We start from the raw sequence: 18,029 nt of genomic DNA on the forward strand, positions 1-18,029 counted from the left end.
TTTTTAAAATTGAACATTCAACAACTCACCACTAATTTGAAGCAAAGTCAACTCAGCCAATTTGGCATCATATTTTGCTTGACTTCGGCTTAATTCTGCATTCAATAAATTGATTTGTGCTTGTCTAAATTCAATAGAATTGACTTGACCAATTTTGAATTTCTCTTGAGTTCTATCAAAATTATTCTGAGCGGTAATAATATTTTTATCTTGAATGTTATAAATATCGAGTTTGTTCATATAATCATCCCATGCATTATTAAAATCACGCTCAATGCTTAATAGAATATTTTCTTTTTGAAGTTGTTGTGTTTCAAGATTAATCTTTGCATTTCTTACTCTGTTGATGGTTGCACCTCCATCAAATAAATTCCAGCTTAAATTTAAACCACCTGACAAACCTGTATTAGTCAGCACGGCTACGAAGGCGGCTGCATTATTATTATTTGTGTTCCAGCCATAAGTACCTGTGAGTCCTACAGTAGGTAAATAGGCTGACTTACCAGAACTAATATCTAACTTACTAATTTCAATATTTTTTTCTGTCTGCAGTAAGGCTACATTGCGTCTTCTTGCTTGTTGAAATAAACTATCCTTTTGAAATTGTAATGTAAATTCCACTTCGGTTTCTACATTGTAATCTTCTGTAAATGTTTCGCCTAACACCAATTTTAAGTCTCGCTTAGCATTTTTTAATTGTTGTTTTATGTTGATGATATTTATACTGTCATTGTTGATATCTACTTCTGCGTTTAAGACTTCGAGTTTTGTGTTTTGTCCATACTCAAACTGGTACTCAGCTCTAACCAATCTATCTTTGGTAACATTTATAGCTTTTTCTAACGTGTTTAAGTTATCGGATAACTGTGCCACATTGTAATACACCGAAAACATTTGAATAATAGTGTTTTCGATAGTTTCTCGTGCTTGCAATTCGGATAATTGGTACTGTTCTTTTAAACGTTTGTAGTTGTAACGTCTACCTAAACCATCAAACAAGGTATAGTTAAGATTAACGCTAGCATTATATCTAGAACTCTCAGCACCATTTAAAACAGTGGTTTCACCATTTGAGAATTCCGCTTCCGTATTATCTAAATTATACGTTGCACCAGCATTACCCGTAATTGTAGGCAGATAACCCGAATTTAAAATACTGGTGTTATTTTCTGCAACAGCCACATCATTCTTGGCGATTTGTACACCATAATTATTTTCTAAGGCACTTGAAACCGCTTCTTCTTTTGTTAATATATTTTGAGCCTGTAGATTTAGCCCACATAAGGCTGCTAATATTATATAGAATTGTTTAATGCTCATTACCTTCTTTTTGTTCTTTTATAGCACGTTCTACTTCTTCCTTAGTAACATCTTTTCCAGTGGCCAACCATTTAGTGTTTTTCTTAACGTTATTACTAAACGATAAGAATAATGGCAATACCAATAATGTTAAAACAGTAGCGTAAGCAATACCAAACGAAATAGAAATTGCCATAGGTTTTAAAAATTGAGCTTGTCTACTCTTTTCTAATAATAATGGTGCTAAGCCTGCAATGGTTGTTAATGACGTTAGGAAAATAGCTCTAAAACGCGATTTACCTGCTTCGGAAAGTGCGTTATCAAAGGTCATTCCCTCTTTTAGATTATTGTTAAATTTTCCAATAAGTACTAAACCGTCATTAACCATAATTCCTATTAAAGCGATAATTCCTAAAAGCGACAACACATTCACCTGAAAATTCAACAACCAGTGTCCCCAAGCTACGGCTGTTAAACTAAACGGAATTAATAAAATCAATAATAACGGTTGCGAATAACTTCTAAACGTAAACGCAATTGTAATATAGATTAATATCAAAATTATTGGACCTGCAACTCCTAATGAACTTGTTAACTTACCTGCTTCTCTATTTTGTCCTTCATATGAGGCATTTATGGTTGGATATTTAGATTGTAATTGTGGTATAAATTCAGTTTTAATGGCTTCAGTTATATCTGTAGCACTTGCGCTTGGATCTTTTAAATCTGCATACACTTGAATTTCACGTTTCCCTTCCAAGTGATTAATGGCTACATCTCCACGTTCTATGCTATACGTTGCAATATCCTTAAGCGTTACGCGTTCACCTGTTGGTGTTACGATACGCATATCATCTAAATCGTTAATAGAACTACGATTGTTTTTATCGTAACGCACCCAGACTCTAATTTCGTCTTGCCCACGCTGAAAACGCTGCGCTTGGACACCAAAAAATCCAGAACGTACTTGCGCCATAACTGTTCTTAAATCTAAGCCTAACAAGTAAGCGCTTTCCTTTAATTCTAATCTAATCTCTTTAATTCCAGCAGGATCATTATCACCAATATCTTTTAACAACGGATTAGACTGCAAATATTTTTTAAGTTCGTCCTTAGACGCCTTTAATTCTGAAATATTATTACTTAGTAATGATACAGATACAGGACTACCACCAAAGTTTCCACCTGAACCATAAATTAATCGTTCGGTTCCGATCACTGGTCCCACCAATTCTTCTAATCGTTTTGTAATTAAAAAAGATTGAATCTCATCTGGTCGTTCTTCACCTGGTAATAAGTTGATTCTCAAATTGGCTGACGAGCTACTGTTAATGGATACAATGGTATTTTCAAACAATTGCTTTCCGGTACCTTTTAGATACTTTTCCGTGAGTTCTTCATTAACGATAAACGACTTTTCTTCGATCATAGAAATGATGGAATCTGTAACTCTTACATTGGTGCCAGCAGGCATTACTAACTCAATATTTGCAGAATCACTTGCGATTCTAGGAAAAAGGGTCACACCAATAATTCCGCCACCTAGAGAACCAAAAGTTAGGACTAAAAGTGCGACAAAAATACCAAGTGCCAATAATTTAAATTCCATTACAAATCGTAATGTTGGTGCATACACCTTATCTCTCAGATATGACATAAAGCGGTCTCCAGAACGGTTGAGTCCTCGCATAAAGGAGAAGAATCCATTGGATGATTTTTTGCTATGCAGCTCTTCTTTTTTAATTCTTAAGGCTTTTGAATGTGCTAAATGCGCAGGGAGAATAATTAATGCCTCTACAAGCGAGACTACTAAGGTTAGTATTACAATAACCGAAACCTCACTAAAAAACTCGCCTATTCTACTCTCTAAAAAGAAAAATAATGAGAACGCTAAAACAGTTGTTGTTATGGCCGAAACGACTGGTGGAATTACTTCTAATGTACCATCAATAGCAGCCTGAATTGGCTTTTTTCCCTTTTCGTAGTGCTGATATATGTTTTCGGCAATTACAATACCGTCATCTACCAGAATACCAATAACGATGATCATTCCGAAGAGAGACAATACATTTATTGTAACATCAAACTGACCTGCAAACATAAACATTCCTAAGAATGAAATAGGTAGACCAAAAGCCACCCATAATGCCAGTCTGGTATTTAAGAAAATAGACAAGAACACTAAAACCAAGAGCATACCAACAACAGCATTTTCTGCTAACAGCTGTGTCCTTTGGTTTAGCGTAATAGATAAATCTCTAACGACACTCAAATGGACATTTTCATATTTTTGATTATACTCCTCAATATAGGCCTTAACCTTATCAGCAGAGCTTATTAAATCTTCGTTATTAGTACTTGTTACCGAAATATTCACAGCCAATTCTTGATTGAAATAAGTCGCATTTGGTGTTTCAGAAAAACGATCTCTAATAATTGCCACATCCTTTAAGCGTACTACTTTACCATCAGACGACGCTTTTACAATGATATTGGCCAACTCTTTACCGTAATATTCTCTGTTATTTGCTCTAATTAAATATTCTTCAGCAACGGTTTTTACATTACCACCTGTTACCAAAATATTTGAGTTACTTACAGCTGTGGCTACGTCGTTAAAAGTAAGATTATATGCTAGTAAATCAGTTTCATTAACAGCAATCTCTATTTCTTCATCCGGAAAACCAGAGATTTCAATCTGAGAAATACCATCTATAGCTCTTAAATCGGTTTCAACCTGTCTTGCTAATTGCTTCAGGGTAGCTAACGGAATTTCTTTTCCACTGATTGCAAAAGATATTGTTTCTCTAATGGCTTCTTGTTTAGAAACCACTAAAGGTTCCATTCCTGTTGGAAAAGAAGGCACACGATCAACTGCATTTTTAACCTCCAATAACATAAAATCTAGGTTTTCACCTTTTTCGATCTCTACAGTAATTGTTCCGCTGTTTTCTCTGGATGTTGAAGTAACCCTATCAATACCCTTTAAGCCTTTAAGATTATCTTCAATTTGAAGCACAATACCTTCTTCTATTTCTTGAGGTGAAGCACCTGGATATGTAATGGCAACATTAATGATTTTAGACTCAACCAATGGAAAAAAAGAAGACTTTAATGATAAAGCGCCAATAACACCAAAAATGATGAATGCAAGTATACAAACGTTAACTGCAACGTGGTACCTTATAAAATATTCAATTATTTTTCTCATTATTCTACGGTATCGGTTGTGGCCGCCTTAACTTGCATACCTGCATAAGCACCAGGAACAGGTTTTCTTAAAATGATGGTACCATTTGGCACTGACTTTAATACTACTGTTTTGTCTGAAAAATGCGCTGGTTTCACGGTAATTACATCTAAAAGACTGTCTTTAACAACATATATTTCTTGACTATCTAGCAACAAAGTTCTGTCAATTTCTATCGCGTTTTCAACCTCCTCAGCATCAAGGTTAGCTTCTAAATACATACCTTCTTTTAGATCTTGGTGTTTAACATCTACAAATGCCGTAATTGTTTGGGTTGTTGCATCAATACTACCATTAACACGAGCCACGGTGCCTTGATAAGTTTTAGTTTTTTCTAAATTGCTTAACTCAACTTTAGCGCCTTCTTTAATGATATCTGCATAAGATTTGCTCACTGCTACTTGCATCTCGTATACTGAAGGATCTATAAATTCACCAAGTTTTTGTCCGCTTCTAATTAAAGTACCTTCTGTAACCAAGGCTTCTGTAAGAATACCTGTAAATGGTGCTGATATTCTATATTTGGCTAGGCGTTGTTCTAAATTTTTAACGTTGTAATACGCACTAACAATACCACGTCCTGTAATGAAATAGTTTTCTTTTTCACCAGAAATTTCTGGCAACTTTGGTGTGGTTTTATTTAAATCGAAATTGTTTAGATAGGCTTGCCATTTTGGATAAACATCTATAAAATCTAATCGCAAATCTGGCATAATTGCAGCGATACTATTGTACAAATTACTTTTAGCAGATTGAACACTTGCATAATATTCTGATGCATCAATACGAATTAAAGTTTCACCTTTTTTAAATTTTTGACCTGGTTTGAATAACTTATTTCCTGTTTTGAAAACACCTTGCACTTCAGAATATAATTCTACGCGCTGTTTTGCTGTTAGGTTTCCATTGGCAGAAATTACCACAGGAATGGTTGAATTTTTAACTGTATCTACCAAAACGGTTTTAACCACCTTTGGTATTATTGGCTTTGGTTTGTTTTTATTAGCAATAAGATAGTTTGCAAAAAGAAATGCACCTACAATTAAAGCGATACCTAAAATGGAAAGAATAATTTTTCTGGTCATAATGAAAGCGGTCATCAATAACTTGCAAAGTTATTGTTATCATTATGTGTAGCCGTTAAAATAATCTTAATGTTGTGCTGAATATTCTTCTATTTGCAGCGTTATATCTTCCCAGTCTTCCATTAATTGTTCTAATTCTTTTTTCTTGTTTTGATACGCATCGAAGAAATTAGGGTCAGAAGCTGTATTATCGTAATCTGTTTCAAGTTTAAAGTCGTCTTGTTTAATGGCTTTTTCAAGCTGGTTGATTTTAGCTTCAATGCTGCTAAGTTTGTTATTTAGCGACTTTATTTTTTTCTGGTCTTTGTAGCTTTTTTTATTACTTTCTTTAGGCTTATCCTCAACAACTGTTCGCTTTTCGGCTTCTCTGAGATTTTCAATATTGCGTTGCTCTAAATAGTAATCAATACCTCCTAAATATTCCTTGATGTTTTGGTCTTTAAACTCATAAACCGTTTCGGTCAACCCTTGAAGAAAATCCCTGTCATGAGATACCAAAATTAATGTGCCTTCAAATTTTTTAAGCGCATCTTTCAGCACATTTTTAGACTTAATATCCAAGTGGTTGGTAGGCTCATCCATTATTAAAACATTTAATGGTTGAAGCAATAGTTTTGCTAATGCCAGACGGTTACGTTCACCACCAGATAATACTTTTACGTACTTTTCTACCTCTTCGCCTCTAAACAAGAATGCACCCAAAATATCTCGCACTTTAGAACGATTGCTTTCATTGGCAGCATCAATCATTGTATCTAAAACGGTTTTATTACCGTCTAAATATTCTGCTTGGTTCTGCGCAAAATAGCCTATCTGCACGTTATGACCTATATTCACCTTGCCATCGTGGTTTAATTCACCAACGATGATTTTTGCTAATGTAGATTTTCCTTGACCATTCTGGCCGACAAATGCTGTTTTTACATCTCTCGGTATAGTTAGATTCACATTATTTAAAACCTGTAGGTCGCCATAATGCTTTGATACATTTTCAATCTCAACAACGACCTTTCCTGGTGCTATAGACACAGGGAAATTTAAAGTCATTACACTGTTATCATCCTCATCAACCTCAATACGATCAATCTTATCTAGTTTTTTAATTAACGACTGTGCCATTGTTGCCTTTGAAGCCTTGGCTCTAAATTTTTCAATCAGTTTTTCGGTTTGCTGTATTTGTTTTTCCTGATTTTTCTGTGCTGCCAATTGCTGCACTTTCATTTCCTTTCTTAACTCAAGGAATTTTGTGTATGGTTTGTTGTAATCGTAAATTCTTCCTAATGAAATTTCAATGGTTCGGTTGGTTACATTATCTAAAAACATTTTATCGTGAGATACAATTACAACTGCACCTGGGTATGTTTTTAGGAAGTTTTCTAACCAAATAATAGATTCGATATCTAAGTGGTTTGTTGGCTCATCTAACAGTAGTAAATCGTTATTTTGAAGCAATAGTTTCGCAAGTTCAATACGCATTCTCCAACCGCCAGAAAAGGTATCTGTTAACTTATTGAAATCTTCACGCATAAAACCTAAACCTTGAAGAATTTTTTCGGTTTCGCCTTGATAATTATAACCACCTAATATTTCGTATTGGTGTTGAATGTCATTCAAATCAATCATTAATTGGTTATAAGCTTCGCTTTCGTAATCTGTGCGCTCTGCTAATTGAGTATTAATATGTTCTAGCTTCGCTTCACACGCTTTAATCTGTTTAAAAGCTTCATAAGATTCTTCTAAAACGGTTTTACCAAAATCGAAATCGATGTCTTGTTTAAGGAAGCCAATTTTTAAGTCTTTATCTGCTGCAATTTGTCCAGAATCTGATTCTTGTTCTTTGGCTAAAATTCTTAGCATTGTAGATTTACCAGCTCCATTTTTACCAATTAAACCAATGCGATCTCCAGCGCCAAGTTTAAATGTAATATCTTCAAACAAGTATTCCCCTTGAAATGATATAGATAGATTATGGATGTTTAGCATAATTAAATTTCATAAGAACAACTGTGTTAAATGTTACAATTGTTACAATGGTTGAAAGGCAATAATTTATCTTTGTAAGCCTTAAAAAACGCAAAAGTAAAGGATTTAGTTATGATACGAAAAGGAATGAAATTATATAGTATACTTTTTGGTGTTTGCCCAAAATGTCATCAAGAATCTATGTATTTAAATAAAAATCCTTATGTAATTTCTAAAGTTATAAAAATGCATGATCAATGCTCGCATTGCAAGACAAGATACCAAATGGAGCCTTCATTTTTTTATGGATCTATGTATGTGAGTTATGGTGTAGGTATTGCTTTTGCTGTTGCCGCTTTTATAACAACTTACATAATCTTTGAAACCTCAATTACAACAGCATTTATTAGTATTGTATTAACCTTAGTGCTCTTATTTCCTGTGATTATGAGACTTTCGAGAAATATTTGGATTAATATTTTTATGAAATACGATAAATCTCTAGCTAATAAGTAAATCTTTTTATATTAATTTCAGAATCCAAAGGTTTATCATTTTCAACAAATTGATATAACTTTTCCGCCACGTAAGGTGCGATCATAACACCTCTAGTACCCAATCCGTTTAATACATATAAATTTTGATGTTCAGGATGTCTACCAACTAAAGGCCTTCTATCTTTTACCGTTGGACGTATACCTGCTAAGTGTTGAACGACTTCAAAATCACATCTTAAAAACGTCTTAAGTTTAGAAATAAGTTCTTGTTTACCTTCTTCTGTTGGTTGGTTGGTTTTATCTGCCCAATTGTAGGTTGCACCTACTGCATATAAATCATTTTCTATAGGAATAATGAAGACTGAAGACTTTACTCCGTAGTCAATATTAAGTTTTGGAGCTTTAATAATTAAAACTTCACCTTTTGTGCCATTTAAAGGAATTTGATTGAAGTAAGGGTTTTTCTTTACACCAAAACCTTCTGCAAAAACTATTTGTTGAGTTTCTATATCATCATATATCAGACTATGAGGTAAAACTTGTAGTTTTTCATAGATAAAACTAGACTCCTCAAGACTTTTAATTTGTTTTAGATAATCCTTGTAAGCATCTATGAGTGCATTAGTATCTAAGCGACCTGCGTGTAATACCTCACCAAATCCAAATGGTGCGTCTAGAGCGTCATTATTATTTTTAACTAATTCTGTTGAAAGAAATGGTTCTAGTTTCGGTTTGTCGGTAGCATTAAACCAAAGATTCTGCTCTTCAATTGAAGAAAATCTTCTAAGAATTCTAAGTTTATAGTCAATTTTTATATTTAAATCTTGTTCAATTCTATTGTAAACAGGCAAAGCAATATCTAACTGCTCTTTTGCTTTCCAAACCTCTGAAAACCGTTTTAAAATTACAGGGTTGTATAAACCTGCTGCAACAATAGATGACTGCTGTGAACCATCGTCAAAAACAATAAATGTTATATTGTTAGTTCGTAGCTGCTCACAAAAGGCAATACTAGCTAAACCGCAACCTACTATGATATAATCAACTTGTTTCACATTTGCGAAATTATCAAAAAGATCCTTGCCTACGCAGAAATGATAGAAATAAAAAACGCCCACTTAATAAGTGAGCGTTTTCTTTTATATTTTAGAGTTATTAGTAACTCCACATATCTTGTTCAAAATCTCTGATCTTATCTTTGATACGCTCAGATTCTAGTAATTGCATTAGAGCATTTTCAGCAACGTACTCTTTTACTTCTCTGTCACCATAAACATTCTCTTCCTTGTAGATAACTCCGTGGAAACGACGACTGTTAAGTAAGTGATCAAAAGAAATTGGCGAAGCACTATTATCGTTGTTAAAGGCCTTTGCTTCGTGTAAAATATCTCTTACTTCTGGATAAAAAACCCAAAACATTGGTATTGGTTCGCTATTTTCAGAATCTTCTGAATCTATAAAGTTAACATCTGGTGCTGCTGGTGCAATACCTAAAATACGATATTTTAGCTCACCTTGACGTTTATCAAAATACCAAAGACCTTTAATTAAATATGAATTAATATCCGCTGCTTCAATATTTCTTTCAATAATATATTCTTCAGGAATTTCATCTTCACCAACACCATTCTCGTTCATATATCTAATACCAGCATCTGTTATTTTACGCATACTGAGTGACGCTTCCATATCTTTTAATGTACGCTCTTCAGTGAAATACGAATCGCCATATACTTTAGAGATCATTCCACTATCTAGGTTTTCCTTTAAAACCTGATACAAAGACTTACGATCATCACCTAAATTACCTTCAACAGGGAAGTAAAGTGGAAAGTTAACACGTTCATCTAATACAACTTTCTCCCAAATCATTTTTGAGAATAAGATGTCTCTATCACCTACATAACCATATTCTAATGGTTTATCATTATCTAACAGTAATTCGGCTTCTGTCTTCATACCTATTTCTTCAGGTATTTTTGCATTTAGGATATTTGCTTGAGCAAATAAACTATTTGCAGCTAACACAATGAATCCTGTACATAAAAAGCTTTTAAATTTCATCTTACTAATTAATTTGGGTTTTCTTAAACTCTATCTAAAGTTTTACAACTATATATAATTTAATCCTTTTTTGGGATTAGTTACTTGTAACTTCTACTACTACAGGTGAAACGTTCTGCAATCTATACTTTGAATTACCTTGTATTTTAGCATTGATATCAAAGATTGTAATATTGTCACCTCTACGTGCTTTTTTAATAGCAGCTTTAGCTTGTGCATTCATTTTAGTTCCTGCAACATTTACAGTTGGTTGCCCTGGAACTTTAATTTTAAATGATGTCACTTGAATTGGTAAATCAAAAACAAAATCTTTTAACTCTGCTCCTACTGTACCTATTTCAACGTTACGTTTAGGCAACTTCACAACACCTGTCTGACCAGCTATAACACCTGTTGGTGCAGGAATATCTTTAATTCTAAATGTTTTACGGTCACTTACTCTAGAACCATCATCTAAAGTGCCGGTAACATTGATAGTTACTTCTTTACCAGAACCTGGATTCATAACATATTTACCTTGACCTACAGGTTTTAATCCTATTCCGCTAGCTTGTACTTTGTTATCAGCAATACCTGCAAATGAAATAGTCATTGGGTTAGCAACACCACGATATACAACATTCATCTTATCCGCAGAAATTGTAGCAGAGTTTGGTCTTGGTACAACCACATACTTTCCACTGAAATCAATAGGTAATTCTTCACCCTTTTCTAAGAACGTAAATTGTCCTTTAATATCATGCTCACCAACGTTACCTACAGTAAACTCAATTCTAGCAGCACCTGTAGAGTCAATTGCACCTTCTCTGTTCATATCTAAATCCGTATCACCAACCTTTAATTTTGTTGGAGTTACATTAGCATACTTACCTAAAACTACAGAACCAGTAAACTTCTCACCAGCGAAAAATGCATTCTTATCTGGTATAACGATAGCTGTATAGTTCTTTAAAGATGTAGCTTCATCAACTGTATTTCCTAAAAACACATTGTATAGGTTTGCTTCAGTTGCTTTGATATCGTTTTGCATTGCAGTAAGCTTTGTGTAAGAAGCTACAGCTGGAAATCCTTTAAAGTTGTAATCTAACCAACTTTGTTTCTTACCATCTTTATTAGTTACTTCTGAAGTACTAAAACGACGCTCTAAATTTTCTTTAGCTGGATTGTAAGCAACATCATCACCTAACAATTCATTGATATCAGCCTTGTATTTATTAATTCTCTCTACGAAAGCCTGACCTGCTTTTGTCATACGGTCACCTGTAAACCAGTGCTCATCTAAAGCATCTCCTTTGTCCATCTCTTCAGCTGGTAAGCCACCTTGCTCAGCAAATTTAGCCGCATAATTTCCTTTGTCTAAGATCATTTTCTTTTGACCTTCTAAATACGTGAAGAATTCATTAGAAATAGAACTTACCTTTTGGGCATTATTAAAAGCAACACCAAAGTCTTTAGGTTTTTCCTCAGCTTGCTTCTCAAGACCTTTTAAAAGGTTTGTATTAGATGCAACTGCTAGTTCGTTTGCATTTTCGAATTTGGTATTAAATAAGCTAAACGCAGATAGTATCTCTTTACTTGTAGTCATTGCAATCATAGCAATAAATACTAAGTACATTAAGTTAATCATTTTCTGCCTTGCAGATAATTTTCCTCCTGCCATTGTAAATTAGTTTTTAAATGTTAATTAATTAAATTGATTATAAAAACTAATTAGTTTTTGTTCATTGCAGATAACATTCCACCGTAAACACCATTTAATGATGATAGGTTTGATGCTAAAGATGCCATTTGCTCTTTTAATTTCTGTGCATTTTCTACAGCTTCTTCGTTGATTGCAGCTTGACGATTTGCACTTTCCATTTGTACTTTGTAAAGGCTGTTTAAAGACTCCATCTGAGCTGCTGCTAAAGACATTTCTTCGCTATATTTCTTTTGAGCTGCCATTGAATCTACAGTTGGGCTGATACCCTTAGCTGCACCCTCAAAGTTTTTAATGCTATTTCCTAAGCTTGCCATTAATTCTCCATCAATTTTAGCTTCTTTTAATAAGTTATCTAATTTTTTAGATAATAATCCTTCAGCATCTTTTGGTTCTTCTTTTTTCTTTTTTCCTAATGATTGACCACCAGCTAATTCTGGATATACTAGAGACCAATCTAAATCCGCTTGTTGTCTCTCAAAAGCTGAGTATATGAATACTAAGGCTTCAACAACCATACCTATTGTTAAGATCTCTGAACCGAAAGGCCAGTGCTGAATTTTAAATAATGCTCCAACGATTACGATTGCTGCTCCTAATCCGTAGATCATGTTAGTGATTGTAATTTTACCTTTTTGTGCCATAATTTGTTTAGTTTTTTTAGTTTAAGTTAAATGGATGATAACTTAAGTAGGTTAATTTAATTTGGGTTATTGTTTTAATTTTGTTTTAGTTAGTTGCTGCATTCTTGGTTACCTCAGTTCCCATGTAATCTTGTACAGTTCTAAAACCTATATAACTTCTTGCTGAGTCCGCATACTCATAATCTCTAGAACTTACTTGTAAAAAGTAAGCAACATCTTTCCATGAACCTCCTCTTACTACTTTACGAGAGTTTTCTGGATCATTAACATTAGGATTAATTGTAGATGAAAATTCGTATGAAGCAGGATCGTAAGAACCGTTAACCCATTCTGAAACATTACCTGCCATGTTATATAAGTTGAAATCATTTGGATCATAAGCATCTGCTTCTACAGTATATAATGCTTGGTCAGCTGCATAATCACCTCTTAATGGTTTAAAGTTTGCCATAAAGCAACCTCTATCATTTTTAGTGTAAGGTCCACCCCAAGGATATGAAGCTCCTTGTAATCCTCCACGAGCAGCATATTCCCATTCTGCCTCTGATGGTAATCTGTATGAATTTATAGGCTGTCTTCCTTTACTCTTTTGGTAACCATTGTGATATAGTGTTCTCCACTGACAAAACGCTTGCGCTTGTTTCCATGATACGCCAACAACAGGATAATCACCGTAAGCATCGTGCCAGAAATAATCATTATGCATTGGTTCGTTGTATGAATAAGCGAAATCTCTAATCCAAGCTGTAGTATCTGGATACACCTCTACTTCTTCCTGTTCAATAACCTCAGAACGCTTAAGACTTCTATCTTTAGCTGCCTTAGCTATGTCCATGTATGTATATTGAAATTTGAATTGCTTTACATCCCAAGTTCTTTGACCATTATAAGATTCTTCTAATGGTAAGTACATACCATCCATAACCTCTGCATACAATTCATCTGGATAATCGTCAGTATCGAAAATTAAATCGACATCGTGATTAATTTTTCTCTGCTCATTACCATATGTATTCTGCATGTAACTTTCGTAAGCATTTAACTCTTCTGGATTAGCATCTAAATAAGCAAACTCACCGATGTCACCATTACCTGGAGTTTTACCTTCTAAGTCAGCCATTTCAGCTAAATTAAGTCTAAGAATAGAATCTCGTACCCAAAAAACGAACTGTCTGTACTCGCTATTTGTAATCTCAGTTTCGTCCATATAAAAAGCACGTACTGTAGCCGTTTTTGTCGGAGCATCTTTTACACCAGCGATATCATCGTCTGATTTACCCATAATAAAAGCGCCACCAGGTACTAAAGTCATACCGTAAGGCTTTTCTGGATGCCATTTTTTACCTTTAACACCTACTAATTGTCCGCGGTCTCCAGAATTACAACTGGCAACCAAAACCAATACAGCGGTAAGTAAAATAAATCTCTTAATATTCATAGTAACTCGAGGTTAAATTAGTCGTCCTTAATTTTAAGGTCGTAAACATATTTATATATTTTCTAAAAAACAACTTTTTTCGATTTTTTTTTGCATTTCGTCCTTAAAAAATGCATTTCATCGATAGTTTAAATGTTAAATTATCGACTAAGTGCCCTTTTTAAAAGCTGTTCTTCCTATAGGCTTTATACCAACGTTCAGGTATTTCACCCTGAGTAGCAAGCACATAATCGGCATGCATGCATGGTAATAACGTGTGCTTTTTTAATTTATTATTAACATCTGGTAAAAAAGGAATTTCTATCCACCAACGTCCAGTTTTTAAGCTTTTGTAAAATATGAGTTCGTCGTCTTCAACTAAAACATTGTATTTCTGAAACTCATTTTCATTGTTAAAATTGTCATCTTTCACCCTACAATTTACTCCTTCTATAAAATACCATATCATTTGAGCTATTAACATAGAAGAAGCAGAATCATTTTTAGAATTACTGTATTCATAAATCCCAAATGAAGACACTTTATTACTTATACCAGCATACCGAGTAATTGCACAAATTTCTTTTCCAGAAAATCCATTAGGTGAATACTTTAAACTATCACTTACCTCAGCAGCTCTTATAGATTTTAAATCAATAGAAACTATATGAGCATCTCTTAATAAAGGTTCAACCTTATTTATATCACCAGATATTTCGCCTAAACGGTGAGATTCAAAGTACAACTTCTCCATAAGATCTATTTCCTCTTGAGAATTAAAGTATGTTTGATAGCCTATTGCCGAATAATTAAAAAGGTTATAAGGCTCTTCAACAATAATCTTCCCTACATAACTATTATTTTTAATTGGCAAATTAGCATCTCCTAAATCGAAGTTAGTGTCTACATTGACAATATTAACCATTGGCATTAAATCATCATATGCACGATAATTAGCATAGGTTAAATCTTGACTTCCCCCTATTATTATCGGAATAATATTTTTTTCTACCAAGACATTGATTGCGGTACGGATAGCAAAGTAGGTGTCTTCTACAGATTCGCCTGGCAATATATCACCAAGGTCTGCAATAGTTGAACTCCAATTTCCCGGGAATAGTGTATAAAGTGTTTTCCTAACAGTATCAAAATTAATATCAACACCTATATAGTTGACATCATTTCTATTTTCCAGAACTCCGATGATTGCTAATTGAACATCATCTAAATCTGGGATACCATTTTGCTTTGAGTGAATTTTGATTTTTTTTCCGAGCGCTTGCTGCGCTAATAGTTCTGAGTGAGCTAAAACCGCATCTGAAACAGGCGTTAGAAAATTAAAATTCATAAAGTATTACTTCTTTTTGGTGGTCGTTTTCTTCTTTGTGGTTTTTCTGGTTTTCTTTTTGGGAGCATTTTTTTCTAGAATAGCTTTTGCTTCTTCTAAGGTCATATCAGACACATCTACTGTTTTAGCTAGCTCAACTTTCTGCTTGCCTTTTATAACATTATGTCTTCCCCAACGTGCTTTTTCTACTCTAATACCTTCATCTTCCCAAACATGAATAAGTTTATCTTTTTCTTTTTGGATTTTATTCTCGATCAAAGTTACAATGTCTTCGTCAGATAAATTATCCCAATCGTATTTTTTATTCACATTTATGAACATATTGTTCCATTTAATAAATGGGCCAAAGCGCCCTTTGCCTTTTGTAACTTCTAAACCTTGATACGTATATATAGGAGCATCTGCTTTTTCTTTCTCCTTAATATATACTATAGCTTCATCTAATTCTACACTTAATGGATCAACTCCCTTTGGTAACGAGACAAACTTCTTACCGTATCTAACATAAGGGCCAAATCGTCCGTTATTCACCTCAACTTCATCATCTTTATAATGACCTAAAGCTTTTGGAAGCTTGAACAAATCCATAGCCTCTTCATAGGTAATAGTATTAAGTTGTTGGTCTGGTGATAAGCTGGCAAACTGAGGTTTCTCTTCATCATCTACAGTACCAATTTGTACCATAGGACCAAACTTACCTAAACGTACACTTACCTGACGACCTGTTTTTGGATCAGTACCAAGAATACGCTCTCCCGTTTCACGCTCAGCATTTTCCTGAACATCTTCAACCTGAGGATGAAAACCTTTATAGAAATCTTTCATCATTGCTTTCCAATCTTCTTTACCTTCTGCAATATCATCAAAACTTTCTTCTACCCTTGCCGTAAAATTATAATCTAAAATACTTTCAAAATGATTTACCAAGAAGTCAGTAACAATAAAACCAACATCTGTTGGCACCAATTTACCTTTATTAGAACCTACTTTTTCTGTAAGATTCTTTTCTTTAATACTTTGGTTTGAAAAGACTAATTGTTTGTAGGCTCTTTCATCCCCTTCATGAGTCCCTTTTTCTATATAATTTCTATTCTGAATTGTAGAAATTGTTGGTGCGTATGTCGATGGTCTACCAATACCTAATTCCTCTAACTGCTTCACTAACGATGCTTCCGTAAATCTTGAAGGAGGTCTGGTAAAACGTTGTGTTGCCGTAATATAATTATTAGACAACGCTTCACCTACTTTTAAATCTGGTAAAATTCCATCTTGTTCAGCGTCTTCGTCATCTGTACCTTCTAGGTATACTTTTAAAAATCCATCAAAGGTTATGATTTCTCCATTAGCAGAGAATTGCTCACCTACTTTATTAGAACTATTAATTTGAATTTTTAAGTTAGTGCGCTCTAGTTTAGCCTCACTCATTTGCGATGCAATCGTACGCTTCCAAATTAAATCGTAAAGTCGTGCTTGATCGCGTTCTACATTTACTGAATGATTAGAAAAATCTGTTGGTCTTATTGCTTCGTGAGCTTCTTGAGCACCTTTAGATTTTCCTTTGTAATTTCTTGGTTTGCTATATTCTGATCCATAAGCTGAGACAATCTCTTTCTCAGCTCCTTGTCTTGCCTCATCAGATAGATTAACACTATCTGTTCTCATATATGTTATAAGACCAGCCTCGTATAAACGCTGAGCATTGCTCATAGTTCTACTTACAGAAAACCCTAATTTTCTGGATGCTTCCTGCTGCAATGTAGATGTTGTAAAAGGTGCTGCAGGTGATTTTTTTGCTGGCTTTTTTTGTAGGTCAGCTACTTGATAAGTAGCTCCTTTATTATTATTTAAAAATTCTAAAGCCTCTTCTTCTGAACCAAAGTTCTTTGGTAATTTAGCTTTAAATGATTTCCCGTCCTCTGATGTAAATTCCGCATCTACTCTGTAAGATGCTTCTGGATTAAAGTCTTGTATTTCGCGCTCACGCTCAACAATAAGCCTTACAGATACAGACTGTACTCTACCTGCTGATAAACCTCCTTTAACTTTTCGCCATAAAACCGGAGACAATTCATAACCAACAATACGATCTAGAACACGTCTAGCTTGCTGTGCATCTACTAAGTTATAATCTATGCCACGAGGATTCTCAATGGCCTTATTTATTGCACTTTTTGTAATCTCATGAAAAACAATACGCTTCGTCTTTTCTTTATCTAAATCTAGCGCTTCTGCCAAGTGCCACGCAATTGCTTCTCCCTCACGATCCTCATCACTGGCCAGCCAAACCATTTCGGCTTTTTTAGCTAACTCTTTCAGTTTCTTTACTACGTCTCGTTTATCTTTAGACACTTTATATTTTGGCTCAAAATCTCCCTCTACATCAACTCCCAACTCTTTTGAAGGCAAGTCTGAAATGTGTCCAAAACTAGACTCTACTTTGTAATCTTTTCCTAAAAATTTTTCTATGGTTTTGGCCTTTGCTGGAGACTCAACAATAACTAGATTCTTCGGCATTATTTAATTTTTTGAGGTTACAAATGTATGTGAAAATAAATTTACAATCCTAATTTGGTATTAAATACCATACTTTTTATCTCAGACACACAACATATAAATAGTGAATAAAAAAGATAATTATGAGACTGACATTTAACATTTCAATTCTTTTAAATATTCCTTTAAAGAAAAGAAACAGCATGAAATAAATTTGAATATTCAGAGAATATTAATTGCAAAACAATTATCTGCCAGATTGTCAGAATAC

Annotated in this window: 12 protein-coding genes; 1 reads left to right on the forward strand and 11 read right to left on the reverse strand. The window is 34.1% G+C overall.

Translation table 11 applies throughout. The features are described 5' to 3' along the window. Positions 1 to 3 precede the first annotated feature (3 nt). The 4 genes from FC091_RS05300 to FC091_RS05315 form a co-directional block, all read right to left on the reverse strand. Positions 4 to 1,320: a TolC family protein gene (locus FC091_RS05300; protein ID WP_138433231.1), complete on the reverse strand. Its 1,317-nt coding sequence runs from the start codon at positions 1,318 to 1,320 to the stop codon at positions 4 to 6. Next, positions 1,310 to 4,510 carry an efflux RND transporter permease subunit gene (locus FC091_RS05305; protein ID WP_138433232.1) on the reverse strand — a complete coding sequence of 1,067 codons (3,201 nt, stop codon included), beginning with the start codon at positions 4,508 to 4,510 and terminating at the stop codon, positions 1,310 to 1,312. Before FC091_RS05305 ends, FC091_RS05300 begins: the two co-directional genes overlap by 11 nt. Beyond that, on the reverse strand, positions 4,510 to 5,634 hold the full coding sequence (locus FC091_RS05310; protein ID WP_138433233.1) for an efflux RND transporter periplasmic adaptor subunit: 1,125 nt from the start codon (positions 5,632 to 5,634) through the stop codon (positions 4,510 to 4,512). The genes FC091_RS05305 and FC091_RS05310 overlap by 1 nt, the downstream gene beginning before the upstream one ends. A 66-nt stretch (positions 5,635 to 5,700) precedes the next feature. Further along, positions 5,701 to 7,617, reverse strand: coding sequence for an ABC-F family ATP-binding cassette domain-containing protein (locus FC091_RS05315; RefSeq protein WP_138433234.1), 1,917 nt, complete (start codon positions 7,615 to 7,617; stop codon positions 5,701 to 5,703). Positions 7,618 to 7,728: 111 nt separating this feature from the next. Between FC091_RS05315 and FC091_RS05320 the strand changes: the two genes are divergently transcribed. Continuing rightward, positions 7,729 to 8,112 (forward strand): DUF983 domain-containing protein, encoded by a 384-nt coding sequence (locus FC091_RS05320; protein ID WP_138433235.1) that lies wholly within the window; start codon positions 7,729 to 7,731, stop codon positions 8,110 to 8,112. Here the strand turns inward: FC091_RS05320 and FC091_RS05325 are convergent. The 7 genes from FC091_RS05325 to topA form a co-directional block, all read right to left on the reverse strand. Then, complete coding sequence (locus FC091_RS05325) at positions 8,102 to 9,148, reverse strand: NAD(P)/FAD-dependent oxidoreductase (RefSeq protein ID WP_138433236.1); 1,047 nt, start codon at positions 9,146 to 9,148, stop codon at positions 8,102 to 8,104. The two genes, FC091_RS05320 and FC091_RS05325, sit on opposite strands and share 11 nt — an antisense overlap. A gap of 100 nt (positions 9,149 to 9,248) precedes the next feature. Beyond that, positions 9,249 to 10,157, reverse strand: coding sequence for a type IX secretion system ring subunit PorN/GldN (porN, locus tag FC091_RS05330; RefSeq protein ID WP_138433237.1), 909 nt, complete (start codon positions 10,155 to 10,157; stop codon positions 9,249 to 9,251). Positions 10,158 to 10,233: 76 nt separating this feature from the next. Beyond that, positions 10,234 to 11,817: a type IX secretion system motor protein PorM/GldM gene (gene porM, locus FC091_RS05335; protein WP_138433238.1), complete on the reverse strand. Its 1,584-nt coding sequence runs from the start codon at positions 11,815 to 11,817 to the stop codon at positions 10,234 to 10,236. Between the two features lie 50 nt (positions 11,818 to 11,867). After that, positions 11,868 to 12,500, reverse strand: coding sequence for a type IX secretion system motor protein PorL/GldL (gene porL / locus FC091_RS05340; RefSeq protein ID WP_138433239.1), 633 nt, complete (start codon positions 12,498 to 12,500; stop codon positions 11,868 to 11,870). Between the two features lie 85 nt (positions 12,501 to 12,585). Beyond that, positions 12,586 to 13,932 (reverse strand): type IX secretion system lipoprotein PorK/GldK, encoded by a 1,347-nt coding sequence (gene porK, locus FC091_RS05345; RefSeq protein ID WP_449441488.1) that lies wholly within the window; start codon positions 13,930 to 13,932, stop codon positions 12,586 to 12,588. 166 nt (positions 13,933 to 14,098) lie between these two features. Further along, positions 14,099 to 15,265 (reverse strand): formimidoylglutamase, encoded by a 1,167-nt coding sequence (locus tag FC091_RS05350; protein ID WP_138433241.1) that lies wholly within the window; start codon positions 15,263 to 15,265, stop codon positions 14,099 to 14,101. A 6-nt stretch (positions 15,266 to 15,271) separates the two neighbouring features. Further along, positions 15,272 to 17,779: a type I DNA topoisomerase gene (gene topA, locus FC091_RS05355; protein WP_138433242.1), complete on the reverse strand. Its 2,508-nt coding sequence runs from the start codon at positions 17,777 to 17,779 to the stop codon at positions 15,272 to 15,274. Positions 17,780 to 18,029: the final 250 nt, after the last annotated feature.

Source organism: Winogradskyella algicola (assembly GCF_005869935.1).
In the GTDB taxonomy this organism is placed as follows: Bacteria; Bacteroidota; Bacteroidia; order Flavobacteriales; family Flavobacteriaceae; genus Winogradskyella; species Winogradskyella algicola.

Bases quoted from the DNA above. Each gene is read 5' to 3' on its own strand.
- FC091_RS05300 (WP_138433231.1), bottom strand. From the start codon at position 1,320: ATGAGCATTAAACAATTCTATATAATATTAGCAGCCTTATGTGGGCTA.
- FC091_RS05305 (WP_138433232.1), bottom strand. From the start codon at position 4,510: ATGAGAAAAATAATTGAATATTTTATAAGGTACCACGTTGCAGTTAAC.
- FC091_RS05310 (WP_138433233.1), bottom strand. From the start codon at position 5,634: ATGACCAGAAAAATTATTCTTTCCATTTTAGGTATCGCTTTAATTGTA.
- FC091_RS05315 (WP_138433234.1), bottom strand. From the start codon at position 7,617: ATGCTAAACATCCATAATCTATCTATATCATTTCAAGGGGAATACTTG.
- FC091_RS05320 (WP_138433235.1), top strand. From the start codon at position 7,729: ATGATACGAAAAGGAATGAAATTATATAGTATACTTTTTGGTGTTTGC.
- porN (WP_138433237.1), bottom strand. From the start codon at position 10,157: ATGAAATTTAAAAGCTTTTTATGTACAGGATTCATTGTGTTAGCTGCA.
- porM (WP_138433238.1), bottom strand. From the start codon at position 11,817: ATGGCAGGAGGAAAATTATCTGCAAGGCAGAAAATGATTAACTTAATG.
- porL (WP_138433239.1), bottom strand. From the start codon at position 12,500: ATGGCACAAAAAGGTAAAATTACAATCACTAACATGATCTACGGATTA.
- FC091_RS05350 (WP_138433241.1), bottom strand. From the start codon at position 15,265: ATGAATTTTAATTTTCTAACGCCTGTTTCAGATGCGGTTTTAGCTCAC.
- topA (WP_138433242.1), bottom strand. From the start codon at position 17,779: ATGCCGAAGAATCTAGTTATTGTTGAGTCTCCAGCAAAGGCCAAAACC.